Source organism: Pseudomonas sp. A, assembly GCF_056270345.1.
The window spans coordinates 4,833,094-4,850,113 of the sequence record NZ_CM149873.1; the positions used below are offsets into that span (position 1 = coordinate 4,833,094).

Annotated in this window: 16 protein-coding genes; 13 read left to right on the forward strand and 3 right to left on the reverse strand. The window is 64.1% G+C overall.

Annotation, left to right across the window (positions count from 1 at the left end; translation table 11 throughout):
- Nucleotides 1-25 precede the first annotated feature (25 nt).
- Nucleotides 26-379 (reverse strand): hydroxyisourate hydrolase, encoded by a 354-nt coding sequence (gene uraH / locus AC0MAZ_RS21600; RefSeq protein WP_028692847.1) that lies wholly within the window; start codon nt 377-379, stop codon nt 26-28.
- 377 nt (nt 380-756) lie between these two features.
- Here uraH and puuE point away from each other — a divergent pair, with 377 nt between their 5' ends.
- The 7 genes from puuE to AC0MAZ_RS21635 all read left to right on the forward strand — a co-directional run bounded on the left by puuE (nt 757) and on the right by AC0MAZ_RS21635 (nt 7,709).
- The gene (gene puuE / locus AC0MAZ_RS21605) at nt 757-1,683 is read left to right on the forward strand and encodes an allantoinase PuuE (RefSeq protein ID WP_232856778.1); all 927 of its coding nucleotides are present in this window, start codon (nt 757-759) and stop codon (nt 1,681-1,683) included.
- A complete protein-coding gene (gene uraD, locus AC0MAZ_RS21610) occupies nt 1,683-2,198 on the forward strand; it encodes a 2-oxo-4-hydroxy-4-carboxy-5-ureidoimidazoline decarboxylase (RefSeq protein WP_028692845.1) in 516 nt (171 codons plus the stop codon). Before puuE ends, uraD begins: the two co-directional genes overlap by 1 nt.
- A 47-nt stretch (nt 2,199-2,245) precedes the next feature.
- Entirely contained in the window at nt 2,246-2,749 is a 504-nt protein-coding gene (locus tag AC0MAZ_RS21615; RefSeq protein ID WP_050706598.1) for an ureidoglycolate lyase, read from the forward strand.
- 45 nt (nt 2,750-2,794) lie between these two features.
- Nucleotides 2,795-4,114 carry a urate hydroxylase PuuD gene (locus tag AC0MAZ_RS21620; RefSeq protein WP_186715589.1) on the forward strand — a complete coding sequence of 440 codons (1,320 nt, stop codon included), beginning with the start codon at nt 2,795-2,797 and terminating at the stop codon, nt 4,112-4,114.
- Nucleotides 4,115-4,293: 179 nt separating this feature from the next.
- Nucleotides 4,294-5,649: a nucleobase:cation symporter-2 family protein gene (locus tag AC0MAZ_RS21625; RefSeq protein WP_028692843.1), complete on the forward strand. Its 1,356-nt coding sequence runs from the start codon at nt 4,294-4,296 to the stop codon at nt 5,647-5,649.
- A 141-nt stretch (nt 5,650-5,790) separates the two neighbouring features.
- Nucleotides 5,791-6,576 carry an outer membrane protein OmpK gene (locus AC0MAZ_RS21630; RefSeq protein ID WP_186715585.1) on the forward strand — a complete coding sequence of 262 codons (786 nt, stop codon included), beginning with the start codon at nt 5,791-5,793 and terminating at the stop codon, nt 6,574-6,576.
- 350 nt (nt 6,577-6,926) lie between these two features.
- Nucleotides 6,927-7,709, forward strand: coding sequence for an outer membrane protein OmpK (locus tag AC0MAZ_RS21635; RefSeq protein WP_046856491.1), 783 nt, complete (start codon nt 6,927-6,929; stop codon nt 7,707-7,709).
- Nucleotides 7,710-7,854: 145 nt separating this feature from the next.
- On the opposite strand, the gene AC0MAZ_RS21640 is transcribed toward AC0MAZ_RS21635, so the two are convergent.
- Complete coding sequence (locus tag AC0MAZ_RS21640) at nt 7,855-8,769, reverse strand: DUF808 domain-containing protein (protein WP_475859112.1); 915 nt, start codon at nt 8,767-8,769, stop codon at nt 7,855-7,857.
- A gap of 130 nt (nt 8,770-8,899) precedes the next feature.
- Here AC0MAZ_RS21640 and AC0MAZ_RS21645 point away from each other — a divergent pair, with 130 nt between their 5' ends.
- Entirely contained in the window at nt 8,900-9,511 is a 612-nt protein-coding gene (locus AC0MAZ_RS21645; RefSeq protein WP_102684647.1) for a TetR/AcrR family transcriptional regulator, read from the forward strand.
- 126 nt (nt 9,512-9,637) lie between these two features.
- On the opposite strand, the gene AC0MAZ_RS21650 is transcribed toward AC0MAZ_RS21645, so the two are convergent.
- Nucleotides 9,638-10,078 carry a GlcG/HbpS family heme-binding protein gene (locus tag AC0MAZ_RS21650; protein WP_028692837.1) on the reverse strand — a complete coding sequence of 147 codons (441 nt, stop codon included), beginning with the start codon at nt 10,076-10,078 and terminating at the stop codon, nt 9,638-9,640.
- Nucleotides 10,079-10,335: 257 nt separating this feature from the next.
- Between AC0MAZ_RS21650 and gcl the strand changes: the two genes are divergently transcribed.
- The 5 genes from gcl (at nt 10,336) to pyk (ending at nt 16,926) form a co-directional block, all read left to right on the forward strand.
- Nucleotides 10,336-12,111: a glyoxylate carboligase gene (gene gcl / locus AC0MAZ_RS21655; RefSeq protein WP_254463807.1), complete on the forward strand. Its 1,776-nt coding sequence runs from the start codon at nt 10,336-10,338 to the stop codon at nt 12,109-12,111.
- A 54-nt stretch (nt 12,112-12,165) separates the two neighbouring features.
- Nucleotides 12,166-12,948 carry a hydroxypyruvate isomerase gene (gene hyi / locus AC0MAZ_RS21660; RefSeq protein WP_186715579.1) on the forward strand — a complete coding sequence of 261 codons (783 nt, stop codon included), beginning with the start codon at nt 12,166-12,168 and terminating at the stop codon, nt 12,946-12,948.
- Between the two features lie 179 nt (nt 12,949-13,127).
- Nucleotides 13,128-14,021 carry a 2-hydroxy-3-oxopropionate reductase gene (locus tag AC0MAZ_RS21665; protein ID WP_011532931.1) on the forward strand — a complete coding sequence of 298 codons (894 nt, stop codon included), beginning with the start codon at nt 13,128-13,130 and terminating at the stop codon, nt 14,019-14,021.
- Between the two features lie 218 nt (nt 14,022-14,239).
- Nucleotides 14,240-15,514, forward strand: a complete 1,275-nt coding sequence (locus tag AC0MAZ_RS21670; protein WP_254463808.1) for a glycerate kinase type-2 family protein — start codon at nt 14,240-14,242, stop codon at nt 15,512-15,514.
- Nucleotides 15,511-16,926, forward strand: coding sequence for a pyruvate kinase (gene pyk / locus AC0MAZ_RS21675; protein ID WP_232856782.1), 1,416 nt, complete (start codon nt 15,511-15,513; stop codon nt 16,924-16,926). Before AC0MAZ_RS21670 ends, pyk begins: the two co-directional genes overlap by 4 nt.
- Nucleotides 16,927-17,020 lie beyond the last annotated feature (94 nt).

Genomic DNA, 17,020 nt, shown 5'->3' on the forward strand with positions numbered 1-17,020 from the left:
CTACGAAGATTCTTCTAGCGACCAACTAGCTTCCACGATAGGTCGAATAGCTGTACGGCGAGATCAGCAGCGGCACGTGGTAGTGCTCCTGCTGCTCGTCGATACCAAAGCGCAACACGACCACGTCGAGAAACGCGGTGTCCGGCAGCTTCACGCCCTTGGCGCGGTAGTAGTCACCGGCGCTGAACTGCAATTGATAGACGCCGGTGCGGTAGTCGTCGCCCTGCAGCAGCGGCGCATCGACGCGGCCGTCGCTGTTGGTCAGGGCGGTGTTCACCAGCTCCAGCTGCTGGCCTTCGACGCGGTACAGCTCGACCTTGATCGAGCTGCCCGGGCAGCCATGCGCGGCGTCCAGTACATGTGTGGTCAAACGTCCCATTTGCTTGTCGCCTCTTGTCGTATGCGTGGGCAAAAAATACACGGCAATCACCGGGCACGGGGCCTGCGGCGTGCGGGAATGAAGCCATTAAGACAGTTTACCGATAAATTGTACACAATTTTTTATCCCCTCCCGCGCAACCTCTACAGAACAGGTCGCCAGTCGCAAAGACACGCACCATGCCGCCATCCTTGGCATTACCTGACCAATCAGGCAGGTTTCTTGCAAGTCATTCTCACGCGACAAATGGGAAGAAATGCGGAAAAACAGGCTTACAAAAGATTTAAGAAGTTGTATACAATCAGCCCATCCGGTGGTGCGACATCCCGACGCGGCGCGCCCACCACCCGCATTAACGTACAAGAAGGAAGACTGCAGTGAGCGCTGACTACCCACGCGACCTGATCGGTTACGGCAACAACCCACCTCATCCGCAATGGCCGGGGAATGCCCGCATTGCGCTGTCCTTCGTGCTCAACTACGAAGAAGGTGGCGAGCGCAACATCCTGCACGGCGACAAGGAGTCCGAAGCGTTCCTTTCCGAAATGGTCGCCGCCCAGCCGTTGCAGGGCGTGCGCAACATGAGCATGGAGTCGCTCTACGAATACGGCAGCCGCGCCGGCGTCTGGCGCCTGCTCAAGCTGTTCAAGGACAGCGGCGTGCCGCTGACCATCTTCGCCGTGGCCATGGCCGCCCAGCGCCACCCCGACGTGATCCGTGCCATGGCCGAGGCCGGCCACGAGATCTGCAGCCACGGCTACCGCTGGATCGACTACCAGTACATGGATGAAGCGCAAGAGCGCGAGCACATGCTCGAGGCCATCCGCATCCTCACCGAGATTACCGGCGAGCGCCCCGTGGGCTGGTACACCGGCCGCACCGGCCCGAACACCCGGCGCCTGGTGATGGAGGAAGGCGGTTTCCTCTACGACAGCGACACCTACGACGACGACCTGCCCTACTGGGAGCCGAACAACCCCACCGACAAGCCGCACCTGGTGATCCCCTACACCCTGGACACCAACGACATGCGCTTCACCCAGGTGCAGGGCTTCAACTGCGGCGAGCAGTTCTTCCAGTACCTGAAGGACGCCTTCGACGTGCTCTACGCCGAGGGCGCCGAGGCACCGAAGATGCTCTCGATCGGCCTGCACTGCCGCCTGGTCGGCCGCCCGGCACGCCTGGCCGCGCTCAAGCGCTTCGTCGACTACGCCAAGAGCCACGAGCAGGTCTGGTTCGCCCGTCGCGTGGACATCGCCCGCCACTGGCACGCCACCCATCCGTACAAGAAAGAGAACGCCTGATGACCGCCTTCAAGACCCTCAAGCCTTCCACCCTCGAGCGCGCCGCCTTCGTCGCCGCCTTCGCCGACATCTACGAGCACTCGCCGTGGGTCGCCGAGAAAGCCTACGACCTGGGCCAGCTGGCCGAGCTGGACGAGATCGAGGCGCTGCATCAGCGCATGAGCGACATCCTGCTCAGCGCCAGCCACGCAGAGCAACTGGCCCTGATCAACGCTCACCCGGACTTGGCCGGCAAGGCCGCCATCCAGGGCGAGCTGACCGAATCGAGCACCAATGAACAGGCCGGCGCCGGCATCCACCAGTGCACCGCCGAGGAGTTCGCCCGGTTCACCGAGCTGAACGACGCCTACAAGGCCAAGTTCCAGTTCCCGTTCATCATGGCGGTCAAGGGCAGCAACCGGCACCAGATCCTCGCCGCCTTCGAAAAACGCATCCACAACGACCAGGATGCCGAGTTCAAGGAAGCCCTGGCGCAGATCAACCTGATCGCCCTGTTCCGCCTGCTGCAGCTGTAAGCGACAGCCGAACTTTTCAGTACAACGAACATATAAGAGAGACCCGCATGCGCACCCTGATGATCGAGCCCCTGAGCAAAGAAGCCTTCGCCCCCTTCGGTGACGTGATCGAAACCGACGGCAGCGACCACTTCATGATCAACAATGGCTCGACCATGCGCTTCCACAAGCTCGCCACGGTCGAGACCGCCGAGCCCGAGGACAAGGCGATCATCAGCATCTTCCGCGCCGACGCGCTGGACATGCCGCTGACCGTCCGCATGCTGGAGCGCCATCCGCTGGGCAGCCAGGCTTTCATCCCGCTGCTCGGCAACCCCTTTCTGATCGTGGTCGCGCCGGTTGGCGATGCACCTGTATCAGGCTTGGTCCGTGCCTTCCGCAGTAATGGCAGGCAGGGCGTCAATTACCATCGCGGCGTCTGGCACCACCCGGTGCTGACGATCGAAAAGCGGGATGACTTCCTGGTGGTTGATCGCAGTGGTTCCGGCAACAACTGCGATGAGCATTACTTCCCCGAGGAACAGATGTTGATCCTCAATCCCCACCAATAAGAAAGGGTCGGTCATCGATAGGGTGACTGGCGAGAGGTACATACTGTGGAAGCACACCTTCACGAATGGCTGAACCTGAGCATTCGCTGGGTTCACATGATCACCGGCGTGGCCTGGATCGGTGCATCGTTCTACTTTGTCTGGCTGGAGAACCACCTGAATCGAAGCAACCCGCGCGATGGGTTGTCGGGTGACCTCTGGGCCATTCACGGTGGTGGTATCTACCACCTGGAGAAATACAAGCTCGCGCCGCCGAAAATGCCCGAGAACCTGCACTGGTTCAAATGGGAAGCCTACTTCACCTGGATGTCTGGGATCGCCTTGCTGTGCGTGGTGTTCTACTGGAACCCGAGCCTCTACCTGCTGGCGCCCGGCAGCACCCTGAGCGGTGCCGAAGGCGTGGCCATCGGGATCGGTTCGCTGGTTGCCGGCTGGTTCATCTACGACTTCCTGTGCGACTCGCCCCTGGGCAAGCAACCGGCCCTGCTGGGCGGCGTGCTGTTCGTGCTGATCATCGCCGCCTGCTGGGGCTTCAGCCTGGTGTTCAGCGGCCGTGGCGCCTACCTGCACACCGGTGCGATCATCGGCACCATCATGGTCGGCAACGTGTTCCGCATCATCATGCCGGCCCAGCGCCAGCTGGTGGCGGCGATCGAGAACAACCAGACCCCCGACCCGGTACTGCCGGCCAAGGGCCTGCTGCGCTCGCGTCACAACAACTACTTCACCCTGCCGGTGCTGTTCATCATGATCAGCAACCACTTCCCGAGCACCTACGGCAGCCAGTACAACTGGCTGATCCTGGCCGGGATCGCGGTGGCCGCGGTACTGATCCGTCACTACTTCAACACCCGCCACGACAGCAACAAGTACGCCTGGACCCTGCCCGTCGGCGCCCTGGCGATGATCTGCCTGGCCTACGTGACCGGTCCCAAGCCGCTGCCGACCGCCCCGGAACAAGCCGCCGCCAAGGTCGAGTACCAGCCGTTGCCGGCCACTGCCGTGGGTGGCAAGACCGCCGCCGAGCTGCGCGCCGAGGAGGCCGCCAAGCCTGCCCAGGCACCGGCCGCAGAGCCTGCCCAGGCCACGGCCCAGGCGGCCACCGGCAGCTTCGACAAGATCCACACCGTCATCCAGGAACGCTGCACTGTGTGCCACTCGGCCAAGCCGACCAGCCCGCTGTTCAGCGCCGCCCCTGGCGGCGTGATGTTCGACACCCCGCAGCAGATCCAGGCCCAGGCCGCGCGCATCCAGGCGCAGGCCGTCGCCAGCCAGATCATGCCGCTGGGCAACATCACCCAGATGACCGTTGAAGAACGCAAGCTGGTCGGCGACTGGATCGCCAAAGGCGCGCAGGTCAACTGACCGACACGGCGTGCAAAGACTGTAGGAGCGGCCTTGCGCCGCGAAGAGGCCGGCAGACCCGGCCTCTGTTTCAAGGTTTACGCAACAAGCAAGCATCGAGCGTTCGACTTCAGGCGGGAATCTTCCGCCTGAAGCCGCCCGCTTGGATCCGAGAATAAAAACAAAACTCGAGGTGCTGCATGTCCGAGTCACCCAAGGCGTACATCCCTGTTGCGCCGCCACGACAGCCCCTGCCCTTGTTCCAGCTGATCCTGGTGGGTCTGCAACACGTTCTGCTGATGTACGGGGGCGCCATCGCGGTGCCGCTGATCATCGGCCAGGCGGCGGGCCTGTCCCGCGAAGAAGTCGCCTTCCTGATCAACGCCGACCTGCTGGTCGCCGGCGTTGCCACCATCATCCAATCCTTCGGTATCGGCCCCGTGGGCATCCGCATGCCTGTCATGATGGGCGCCAGCTTCGCCGCGGTCGGCAGCATGGTGGCCATGGCCGGCATGCCTGGCGTCGGCCTGCAGGGGATCTTCGGCGCGACCATCGCCGCCGGCTTCTTCGGCATGCTGATCGCGCCGTTCATGTCCAAGGTCGTGCGTTTCTTCCCGCCGCTGGTGACCGGCACGGTCATCACCTCCATCGGCCTGTCGCTGTTCCCGGTGGCGGTCAACTGGGCCGGCGGCGGCCATGAGGCGCAAGCCTTCGGCGCGCCGATCTACCTGATGGTCGCCGGCCTGGTGCTGGCGGTGATCCTGCTGATCAACCGCTTCATGCGCGGTTTCTGGGTCAATGTGTCGGTACTGGTGGGCATGGGCCTGGGCTACGTGCTCGCCGGCTCCATCGGCATGGTCGACCTGTCGGGCCTGAGCGAGGCGCCGTGGCTGCAGGTGGTCACCCCCCTGCACTTCGGCATGCCGACCTTCAGCCTGGCGCCGATCCTGTCGATGTGCCTGGTGGTGGTGATCATCTTCGTCGAGTCCACGGGGATGTTCCTCGCCCTGGGCAAGGTGACCGACCGCGAAGTCACGCCCGGCATGCTGCGTCGCGGCCTGCTGTGCGATGCCGGCGCGTCGTTCATCGCCGGTTTCTTCAACACCTTCACCCACTCCTCGTTCGCCCAGAACATCGGCCTGGTGCAGATGACCGGGGTTCGCTGCCGCTACGTCACGGTGATGGCCGGCGCGCTGCTGATCCTGCTCAGCCTGCTGCCCAAGGCGGCCTTCCTGATCGCCTCGATCCCGCCCGCGGTACTGGGCGGCGCGTCCATCGCCATGTTCGGCATGGTCACCGCCACCGGGATCAAGATCCTCCAGGAAGCGGACATCGCCGACCGGCGCAACCAGCTGCTGGTCGCGGTCAGCGTCGGCTTCGGCCTGATCCCGGTGGTGCGGCCGGAGTTCTTCGCACAGATGCCACAGTGGATGGAACCCATCACCCACAGTGGCATCGCCATGGCCACCCTCAGCGCCCTGGTGCTGAACCTGCTGTTCAACATCCTCGGCGGCGCCGACCGCGCCGCGCACAACGATGCCTGTCACCAGCATTGAGTGACCAGGGGCGGCGCCGTACCGGCCGCCCCGTTCCAACCACGCGGTAACGCTGGACCGTCGGCCCGCCGGAATGGGCCGCCCGGGGCGCTTGCGCGCCGAAAAAGCCCTTACAAAAACAATAAGTCCGGGAATCACAACATGAAGCGCATCACCACGTCCGTCCTGCTGGGCAGCAGCCTGCTGGCCACCCTCCCCGCCCATGCCGGCGAATGGCTGCAATGGCACGGCGAAAGCCTGTCCTACCTGTACGGCAAGGACTTCAAGGTCAACCCCGACATCCAGCAGACCATCACCTTCGAACATGCCAACAAGTGGAAGTACGGCGACACCTTCCTGTTCGTCGACAAGATCTTCTACAACGGCAAGGCCGACCCCGGCAAAGGCGTGACCACCTACTACGGCGAGTTCAGCCCGCGCCTGTCGTTCGGCAAGATCTTCGAGCGCAACCTGGCCTTCGGGCCGATCAAGGACGTGCTGCTGGCCATGACCTACGAACGTGGCGAAGGCGACAACGAAGCCTACCTGATCGGCCCCGGCTTCGACCTGAACGTGCCCGGCTTCAACTACTTCACCCTGAACTTCTACCTGCGCAACACCGAAGGCAGCCGCCCCGGCGACAACGTCTGGCAGATCACCCCGGCCTGGTCGTACACCATCCCGGTGGGTAAGTCCGACATCCTGATCGACGGCTACATCGACTGGGTGGTCGACAACGACCAGACCCGTCGCGGCACCTACCACGCCAACCTGCAGTTCAACCCGCAGGTCAAGTACGACCTGGGCAAGGCCCTGAACCTGGGCGCCAAGCAGCTCTATGTCGGCTTCGAATACAGCTACTGGAAGGACAAGTACGGCATCGACAGCCGCGGCAACGTCGACAGCAACCAGAGCGTGGCCAGCGCCCTGGTGAAGGTGCATTTCTGAAAAACTGACCGAACGCCCAAATTTGCACCACTGTGCTCCAGGACGGAGCACTTGAGGCCCGGCGCGCAAGTGAGTAATCTGCGCGCCCCCTCGATCGGGGCGGGAAGGATCCCGCCCGCGTTTGCTGACCGCTCAGTCAATGTTTCCGGGCGGTTGGCCAACGTGTTGCCAGCGTGAAATACCCATTTCATCCGTTCAGAAAGACGTCGAGCAGGATGGTTGTGCCCAACGTGGAAAAGTTGGCGCAGCTCTTGCCAAACAGCTGTGGCCAATTGAAAAAAGCTGACCCAAAAGACAAGAACAGCGCCCGAGCGCTGACAACAGATCCAATCAAGGGAGCGACACTCGCAATGCGTACCATCAATAGCCTGATCCTCGCCGGTGGCCTGCTGGCCTGCGGCGCCAGCCAAGCCGGCGACCTGCTGCAATGGCAGAACAACAGCCTGACCTACCTGTGGGGCAAGAACTTCAAGGTCAACCCCGAGATCCAGCAGACCGTGACCTTCGAGCACGCCGATGCGTGGAAGTACGGCGACAACTTCTTCTTCTTCGACAAGATCTTCTACCAGGGCAAGAAGGACGCCAGCAACGGCCCCAACACCTACTACGGCGAGTTCAGCCCGCGCCTGTCGTTCGGCAAGATCTTCGACCAGAAGCTCGAGTTCGGCCCGGTGAAAGACGTGCTCCTGGCCATGACCTACGAGTTCGGCGAGGGTGACACCGAGTCCTACCTGATCGGCCCCGGCTTCGACCTGGCCATCCCCGGCTTCGACTACTTCCAGCTGAACTTCTACCAGCGCACCACCGACGGCAGCCGTCCAGGCGACAATGTCTGGCAGATCACCCCGGTCTGGTCGTACACCATCCCTGTGGGCTCGTCCGACATCCTGATCGACGGTTTCATGGATTGGGTGGTCGACAACGACGAGAACCGTCGCGGCACCTATCAGGCGAACCTGCACTTCAACCCGCAGGTCAAGTACGACCTGGGCAAGGCGCTGCACCTGGGCGAGAAGCAGTTGTACGTGGGTATCGAGTACGACTACTGGAAGAACAAGTACGGCATCAAGGACAGCGATGCCTTTACCACCGATCAGAACACCATGAGTTTCCTGGTGAAAGTGCACTTCTGATCTGAGGCCAGTGCATAACCTGTAGGAGCGGCCTTGTGCCGCGAAAGGGCTGCGCAGCGGCCCCGGCGATTTTGCATGATGCCGAGAACCTGGGGCCGCTTCGCGGCCCTTTCGCGGCACAAGGCCGCTCCTACAGGTAAGCGCCTCAGTTTGCCGGTTTTACCGCCTGCCACAGCTTGCCAACGACGCTCACCACCAGCAGCACCACCGCCCCCGCAATCACCCCCGCCACACCATTGAGCAATGCCCCGGTCAACGCCCCGCCCCGCCCTTCGCTGAACGCCTCGATGGCGTGATGCAGCGGCGCGATGCCGTGCACCAGGATGCCGCCGCCGACCAGGAACATCGCCGCGGTGCCGATCACCGACAGGCTCTTCATCATGTACGGCGCGGCGCGCAGGATGCCGTTGCCCACCGCCTGGCTCAGCGCCGAGGCTTTCTTGGTCATCCACAGCCCCAGGTCATCGAGCTTGACGATGCCTGCCACCAGGCCATAGACGCCAATGGTCATGACCAGCGCGATGCCCGACAGCACGATGATCTGCTGGCTCAGCGGCGCATCGGCCACGGTGCCCAGGGTGATGGCGATGATCTCGGCAGAGAGGATGAAATCGGTGCGCACCGCGCCCTTGATCTTGCTCTTCTCGAACGCCACCAGGTCGACCTGCTCGTCGGCCACGGCCGCCTTGCGCGCCTCGTGCTGCGCGTCGTCCTCGGTCTTGCTGTGCAGGAACTTGTGCGCCAGCTTCTCGAAGCCCTCGAAGCACAGGTAGGCGCCGCCGACCATCAGCAGCGGAATCACCGCCCAGGGAATGAAGGCACTGATCAACAGCGCCGCCGGCACCAGGATCGCCTTGTTCACCAGCGAGCCCTTGGCCACCGCCCACACCACCGGGATCTCGCGCTCGGCGCGTACCCCGGTGACCTGCTGGGCGTTGAGCGCCAGGTCGTCGCCCAGCACCCCCGCAGTCTTCTTTGCCGCGACCTTGGTCATCACCGAGACATCGTCGAGCACCGTGGCGATGTCGTCGATCAGTACCAGTAGACTGCTTCCTGCCATGTTCTTTATCCAGAGGGGTTCAAAGGCTGCGATTCTAGCCGAAAGCGGCTGCCTTGAGCGCTCATCTGCGCCGGTGCTACCATGCCCGATCCCTCTTTGAGGCGGCCAGACACGAGGACGATCCCCGACAATGAGCACCATTCGCGAGCGCAACAAGGAACTGATCCTGCGCGCGGCCAGTGAAGAATTCGCCGACAAGGGCTTCGCCGCCACCAAGACCAGCGATATCGCGGCCAAGGCCGGCCTGCCCAAGCCGAACGTGTATTACTACTTCAAGTCGAAGGAAAACCTCTACCGCGAGGTGCTCGAGAGCATCATCGCGCCAATCATGCAGGCCTCGACGCCGTTCAACGCCGACGGTGATCCGAAAGAGGTGCTCAGTTCGTACATCCGCTCGAAGATCCGCATCTCCCGCGACCTGCCCCACGCCTCCAAGGTGTTCGCCAGCGAGATCATGCATGGCGCGCCGCACCTGTCGCCGCGCCAGGTCGAGCAGCTCAACGAGCAGGCCCGGCACAACATCGAGTGCATCCAGCGCTGGATCGAGCGCGGCCAGATCGCCCATGTCGACCCACACCACCTGATGTTCAGCATCTGGGCGGCGACGCAGACCTACGCGGATTTCGACTGGCAGATCGCCGTGGTCACCGGCAAGGCCAAGCTGGCCGACAGCGACTATGACGCGGCGGCGGAGACCATCATCCGCCTGGTATTGAAGGGCTGCGAGCCCGAGGCGGCCTGACCGAGCCAACGGGGCTGCTACGCAGCCCATCGCGGCACAAGGCCGCTCCTACAGGAGACCGCTATCCCTTGTAGGAGCGGCCTTGTGCCGCGAATGGGCCGCAAGGCGGCCCCGACACCTTGAGCCTTAAGCTGCCACTCCAGCATCCGCCGTCAGCCCCACCTCTTCGATCGCACTGATCGCGCACTGCTCGTCGATATCCGACGTATCCCCGCTGATCCCGACAGCCCCCAGCACCTTGCCGTCCCGATCACGGATCAGCACCCCGCCCGGTACCGGCACCACCGGCCGCTCGCCCAGCCCGTTCAGCGCGGCATAGAACGCCGGCCGCTGCTGCGAATCCAGCGCCAGCAGGCGCGAGCCCTTGCCCAGGGCCACCGCGCCCCAGGCCTTGCCGATGGCCACCTGCGGACGCAGCAGGGTGGCGCCATCCTCGCGCTGCAGCGCCAGCAGGTGCCCGCCAGCGTCCAGCACCGCCACGGTCAGCGGTGCGGCGTTGATCTTGCGCCCGGCGGCCAGCGCGGCGTTTACCACGCCGACAGCGTCTTTGAGGGTCAATGCGTTCATGGAAAGGTCCTCTTCTTGTTGTGAGAAGCCCTGAGGGCAGTTGAAAACCAGTAGACAGAATAGAACACAACGAAGACACGCTTTGTATACAATTATTTGAATCAATCTTGCCAAGTGCGACGAAATGCCGCCTCATCGCCCAATGACCGCTCAGTCAACGCCGCCGACGAAAATGGATTGACCTTTTGCGCCGAGCATGAATACACTCTGCCGCAACACAAGTTGTATACAATTACAAAATCGATGAGGCACAAACCATGAGCAAAATGAGAGCAATCGATGCAGCCGTTCTGGTCATGCGCCGTGAAGGTGTAGATACCGCGTTCGGCATTCCGGGGGCTGCCATCAACCCGCTGTATTCGGCCCTGAAGAAAGTCGGTGGCATCGATCACGTCCTCGCTCGCCACGTCGAAGGTGCCTCGCACATGGCCGAGGGCTACACTCGCGCCAACCCGGGCAACATCGGTGTATGCATCGGCACCTCCGGCCCTGCCGGCACCGACATGGTCACCGGCCTGTACAGCGCCTCGGCCGACTCCATCCCGATCCTCTGCATCACCGGGCAGGCCCCGCGCGCGCGCCTGCACAAGGAAGACTTCCAGGCCGTCGACATCACCAGTATCGTCAAGCCGGTGACCAAGTGGGCGACCACCGTCCTGGAGCCGGGCCAGGTGCCCTACGCCTTCCAGAAGGCCTTCTACGAAATGCGTACCGGCCGCCCAGGCCCGGTGCTGATCGACCTGCCGTTCGACGTGCAGATGGCCGAGATCGAGTTCGACATCGACGCCTACGAGCCACTGGCGATCAACAAGCCAGCCGCCACCCGCGTCCAGGCCGAGAAAGCCCTCGCCCTGCTCAATGACGCCGAGCGCCCGCTGCTGGTAGCCGGCGGTGGCATCATCAACGCCGACGCCAGCGACAAACTGGTCGAGTTCGCCGAACTGACCGGCGTGCCGGTAGTGCCAACCCTGATGGGCTGGGGCACCATTCCGGACGATCACGAATTGATGGTCGGCATGGTCGGCCTGCAGACCTCGCACCGCTACGGCAACGCGACCATGCTCAAGTCCGACCTGGTGTTCGGTATCGGCAACCGCTGGGCCAACCGCCACACCGGCTCCGTCGACGTCTACACCGAAGGCCGCAAGTTCGTGCACGTGGACATCGAGCCAACCCAGATCGGCCGCGTGTTCACCCCTGACCTGGGTATCGTTTCCGATGCCGGCAAGGCGCTGGATGTGTTCCTGGAAGTGGCCCGCGAGTGGAAAGCCGCCGGCAAACTCAAGTGCCGCAAAGCCTGGCTGGAAGACTGCCAGCAGCGCAAGGCCACCCTGCAGCGCAAGACCCACTTCGACAATGTGCCGGTCAAGCCGCAGCGCGTGTACGAAGAGATGAACCAGGTATTCGGCAAGGACACCTGCTACGTCAGCACCATTGGTCTTTCGCAGATCGCCGGCGCACAGTTCCTGCACGTGTACAAGCCACGCCACTGGATCAACTGCGGCCAGGCCGGCCCGCTGGGCTGGACCATCCCTGCCGCCCTCGGCGTGGTCAAGGCCGACCCGAAGCGCAAGGTCGTCGCGCTGTCCGGTGACTACGACTTCCAGTTCATGATCGAAGAGCTGGCGGTAGGCGCGCAGTTCAACCTGCCGTACGTCCACGTGCTGGTGAACAACGCCTACCTCGGCCTGATCCGCCAGGCCCAGCGTGGCTTCGACATGGATTACTGTGTACAACTGGCCTTCGAGAACATCAATTCCACCGACGCCGCCACCTATGGTGTCGATCACGTCGCCGTGGTCGAAGGCCTGGGCTGCAAGGCCCTGCGCGTGTTCGAACCGGCCGACATCGCCCCTGCCCTGCTCAAGGCGCAGAAGATGGCCGAAGAGTTCCGCGTGCCGGTGGTGGTCGAAGTGATTCTCGAGCGCGTGACCAACATTTCCATGGGCACCGAGATCAACGCGGTCAACGAATTCGAAGACCTCGCCCTGGTCGGCAACGACGCGCCAACCGCCATCTCGCTGCTGGACTGATCGCCTGACGCCCCCGCGCCTTGCGCGGGGGTCTTCAACGCAAGGAGACGACTTATGCCTCGCTTCGCCGCCAACCTGTCCATGCTGTTCACCGAACAGGACTTCCTGGCCCGCTTCAAGGCCGCCGCCGACGCTGGTTTCAGCGGCGTCGAATACCTCTTCCCGTACGATTTCAGCGCCGCCGAGATCAAGCAGCAGCTTGACGCCCACGGCCTGACCCAGGTGCTGTTCAACCTTCCTGCGGGCGATTGGTCGAAAGGTGAGCGCGGCATCACCTGCCACCCCGACCGCGTCGAAGAATTCCGCGCTGGCGTCGACAAGGCCATCGAGTACGCCAAGGTGCTGGGCAACACCCAGGTCAATGCCTTGGCCGGCATTCGCCCCGAAGGCCTGGACTGCGCCACCGTGCGCAAGACCTTCGTCGACAACCTGCGCTACGCCGCCGACAAGCTCAAGGGCGCCGGGATCCGCCTGGTCATGGAAATGATCAACACCCGCGATATCCCGGGCTTCTACCTGAACACCACGAAGCAGGCCCTGGAAATCCAGGCCGAGGTGGGCAGCGACAACCTGTTCCTGCAGTACGACATCTATCACATGCAGATCATGGAAGGTGACCTGGCCCGCACCCTGGAAACCAACCTGAAGCTGATCAACCACGTGCAGCTGGCCGACAACCCGGGCCGCCACGAGCCGGGCACCGGCGAGATCAACTACCGCTTCCTGTTCGAGCACCTGGACCGCATCGGCTACCAGGGCTGGGTGGGCGCGGAGTACAAGCCCAAGACCACCACCGAGGCCGGCCTGGGCTGGCTCAAGACCCACAACGCAATTTGAGACACACGCCGGCCCCTTGTAGGAGCGGCCTTGTGCCGCGAAAGGGCTGCGCAGCAGCCCCGGCAATCTACCGGCGTGATTGAGATCGTGGGGCCGCTACGCGCCCCTTTCGCGGCACAAGGCCGCTCCTACAGGGGCCTGGTCGCCTGTTCATACAAATACAAAGAGGCAGAACTCTCATGGCTAAAATCGGTTTCCTCGGCACCGGCATCATGGGCAAGCCCATGGCCCAGAACCTGCAAAAGGCAGGTCACAGCATCTTCGTTTCCACCCACCACGACGCCGCACCGGCCGACCTGATCGCCGCCGGCGCCGTGGCCCTGGCCAACCCGAAGGAAGTGGCCCAGGAAGCCGAGTTCATCATCGTCATGGTCCCGGACACCCCGCAGGTCGAGAGCGTGCTGTTCGGTGAGAACGGCGTCGTCGAAGGCGTCGGTCCGAACAAGGTGGTGATCGACATGAGCTCGATCTCCCCCACCGCCACCAAGGCCTTCGCCGAGAAGATCAAGGCCACCGGCGCCGCCTACCTGGACGCCCCAGTGTCCGGCGGCGAAGTCGGCGCCAAGGCCGCGACCCTGAGCATCATGGTCGGCGGCTGCCCGAAAGCCTTCGAGCGCGCCCTGCCGCTGTTCGAAGCCATGGGCAAGAACATCACCCGCGTCGGCGGCAACGGCGACGGCCAGACCGCCAAGGTGGCCAACCAGATCATCGTCGCCCTGAACATCCAGGCCGTTGGCGAAGCGCTGCTGTTCGCCGCCAAGAACGGCGCCGACCCGGCCAAGGTGCGTGAAGCGCTGATGGGCGGCTTCGCCTCGTCGAAGATCCTTGAAGTGCACGCCGAGCGCATGATCAAGGGCACCTTCGATCCGGGCTTCCGCATCAACCTGCACCAGAAGGACCTGAACCTGGCCCTGCAAGGCGCCAAGGAGCTGGGCATCAACCTGCCCAACACCTCCAACGCCCAGCAAGTGTTCAGCACCTGCGTGGCGCTGGGCGGCGGCAACTGGGACCACTCGGCGCTGATCAAGGGCCTGGAGCACATGGCCAACTTCTCGATCCGCGACGACAAGTAAGCCTGTACCGGCCTCTTCGCGGGGCAAGCCCGCTCCTACAGAAATGCGTGGTCCGTGTAGGAGCGGGCTTGCCCCGCGAAGAAGCCAACACCGATGAACCTGCAACCCCAGGCCCATCAGGTGAAACCGAGCAACACCCGCCCCTGGTTCGGCCTGCACGGAGGCAGTTCCAGGGGCGTTTTCGATTTTGCAGAACAACAAGAATCTGGGAGCCTGCCATGTCGGTCGATCCACAAAAACTCCTGCGCGAACTGTTCGACACAGCCATCGCCGCCGCCCACCCCCGCCAGGTCCTCGAACCCCACCTGCCCGCCGACCGCAGCGGCCGGGTCATCGTCATCGGCGCCGGCAAGGCCGCCGCGGCCATGGCCGAAGTGGTCGAGAAAAGCTGGCACGGCGAAGTCTCCGGCCTGGTGGTCACCCGCTATGGCCATGGCGCCAGCTGCCAGAAAATCGAGGTGGTCGAAGCCGCCCACCCGGTCCCCGATGCCGCCGGCCTGGCCGTGGCCAAGCGGGTGCTCGACCTGGTCAGCAACCTGAGCGAAGACGACCGCGTCATCTTCCTGCTGTCCGGCGGCGGCTCGGCCCTGCTGGCCCTGCCCGCCGAAGGCCTGACCCTGGCCGACAAACAGCAGATCAACAAGGCCCTGCTCAAGTCCGGCGCCACCATCGGCGAGATGAACTGCGTGCGCAAGCACCTCTCGGCGATCAAGGGCGGCCGCCTGGCCAAGGCCTGCTGGCCGGCCACCGTCTACACCTACGCGATTTCCGATGTGCCCGGCGACCTCGCCACGGTCATCGCCTCCGGCCCCACCGTGGCCGACCCGAGCACCTCGGCCGACGCCCTGGCGATCATCAAGCGCTACGACATCGACGCGCCCAAGGCCGTCATCGACTGGCTCAACAACCCGGCCTCCGAGACCGTCAAGGCCGATGACCCGGCCCTGGCCCGCAGCCACTTCCAGCTGATCGCCAGGCCCCAGCAGTCGCTGGAGGCCGCCGCGGTGAAAGCCCGCCAGGCCGGATTCAGCCCGTTGATCCTCGGCGACCTGGAGGGCGAGTCGCGCGAAGTGGCCAAGGTGCATGCCGGCATCGCCCGGCAGATCGTCCTGCACGGCCAGCCGCTCAAGGCACCCTGCGTGATCCTCTCCGGCGGCGAGACCACCGTCACCGTGCGCGGCAACGGCCGTGGCGGGCGCAACGCCGAGTTCCTGCTCAGCCTCACCGAAAGCCTCAAGGGCCTGCCCGGCGTGTACGCCCTGGCCGGCGACACCGACGGCATCGATGGCTCCGAGGACAACGCCGGCGCCTTCATGACCCCGGACAGCTTCGCTCGCGCCGAGGCCCTGGGCCTGTCGGCCAGCGATGAGCTGGACAACAACAACGGCTATGGCTACTTCGCCGCCCTCGACGCGCTGATCGTCACCGAGCCGACCCGCACCAACGTCAACGACTTCCGTGCCATCCTGATCCTCGAGACTCCGCAATCATGACGCCTGATAAAAAAGTCAAAATCCTCGCCACCCTCGGGCCTGCGATCAAAGGCATCGATGACATCCGCCAGCTGGTCGAGGCCGGGGTAAATATCTTCCGCCTCAACTTCAGCCACGGCGAGCACGCCGACCACGCCCTGCGCTACCAGTGGATCCGCGAAGTCGAGCAGCAGCTCAACTACCCGCTGGGCATCCTCATGGACCTGCAGGGTCCGAAGCTGCGGGTCGGCCGTTTCGCCGACGGCAAGGTCCAGCTGCAACGCGGCCAGGCCCTGCGCCTGGACCTGGACAAGACCCCGGGCGACAGCCGCCGGGTCAACCTCCCGCACCCGGAGATCATCGCCGCGCTGGAGCCGGGCATGGACCTGCTGCTGGACGACGGCAAGCTGCGCCTGCGCGTCACCGCCAAGCACGGCGACGCCATCGACACCGAAGTGCTGGCCGGTGGCGAGCTGTCCGACCGCAAGGGCGTCAACGTGCCCCAGGCGGTTCTGGACCTCTCCCCGCTGACCGAAAAGGACCGCCGCGACCTGGCCTTCGGCCTGGAGCTTGGCGTGGACTGGGTGGCGCTGTCGTTCGTCCAGCGCCCCGAAGACATCGTCGAGGCGCGCCAGCTGATCGGTGACCGCGCCTACCTGATGGCCAAGATCGAGAAGCCCTCGGCGGTCGAGCAGTTGCAGGCCATCGCCGAGCTGTCCGACGCGATCATGGTCGCCCGTGGCGACCTGGGCGTGGAAGTGCCGGCCGAGAGCGTGCCGCAGATCCAGAAAGGCATCATCGGCACCTGCCGCCAGCTGGGCAAGCCAGTGGTGGTGGCAACCCAGATGCTCGAATCGATGCGCTTCTCCCCGGCCCCGACCCGCGCCGAAGTCACCGACGTGGCCAACGCTGTGGCCGAAGGCGCGGATGCTGTGATGCTGTCGGCCGAGACCGCCTCGGGCGACTACCCGCTGGAAGCGGTGCAGATGATGAGCAAGATCATCCGCCAGGTGGAAAACGGCCCGGACTACCAGGCCCAGCTCGACGTCGGCCGGCCCAAGGCCGAGGCCACGGTGTCGGACGCCATCAGCTGCGCGATCCGTCGCATCAGCGGCATCCTGCCGGTGGCGGTGCTGGTCAACTACAGCGAGTCGGGGGCCTCGACCCTGCGCGCCGCCCGCGAGCGGCCACGGGCGCCGATCCTCAACCTGACGCCGAACCTCAACACCGCACGCCGCCTGAGCGTGGCCTGGGGCGTGCATTCGGTGGTCAACGACCGCCTGCGCCAGGTCGACGAGGTGGTCTCCACGGCGCTGGAAATCGCCCAGGCGCAAGGCATGGCCAGCCGTGGCGACACGCTGCTGATCACCGCCGGTGTGCCTTTCGGCAAGCCAGGTTCGACTAATACGCTGCGGATCGAGACGTTGGTCTAAAGCCACCGCATCTCCACTGTGGGAGCGGGTTTACCCGCGAATACGATGTTGAATCTACCGACGTATTCGCGGGTAAACCCGCTCCCACAGGAAC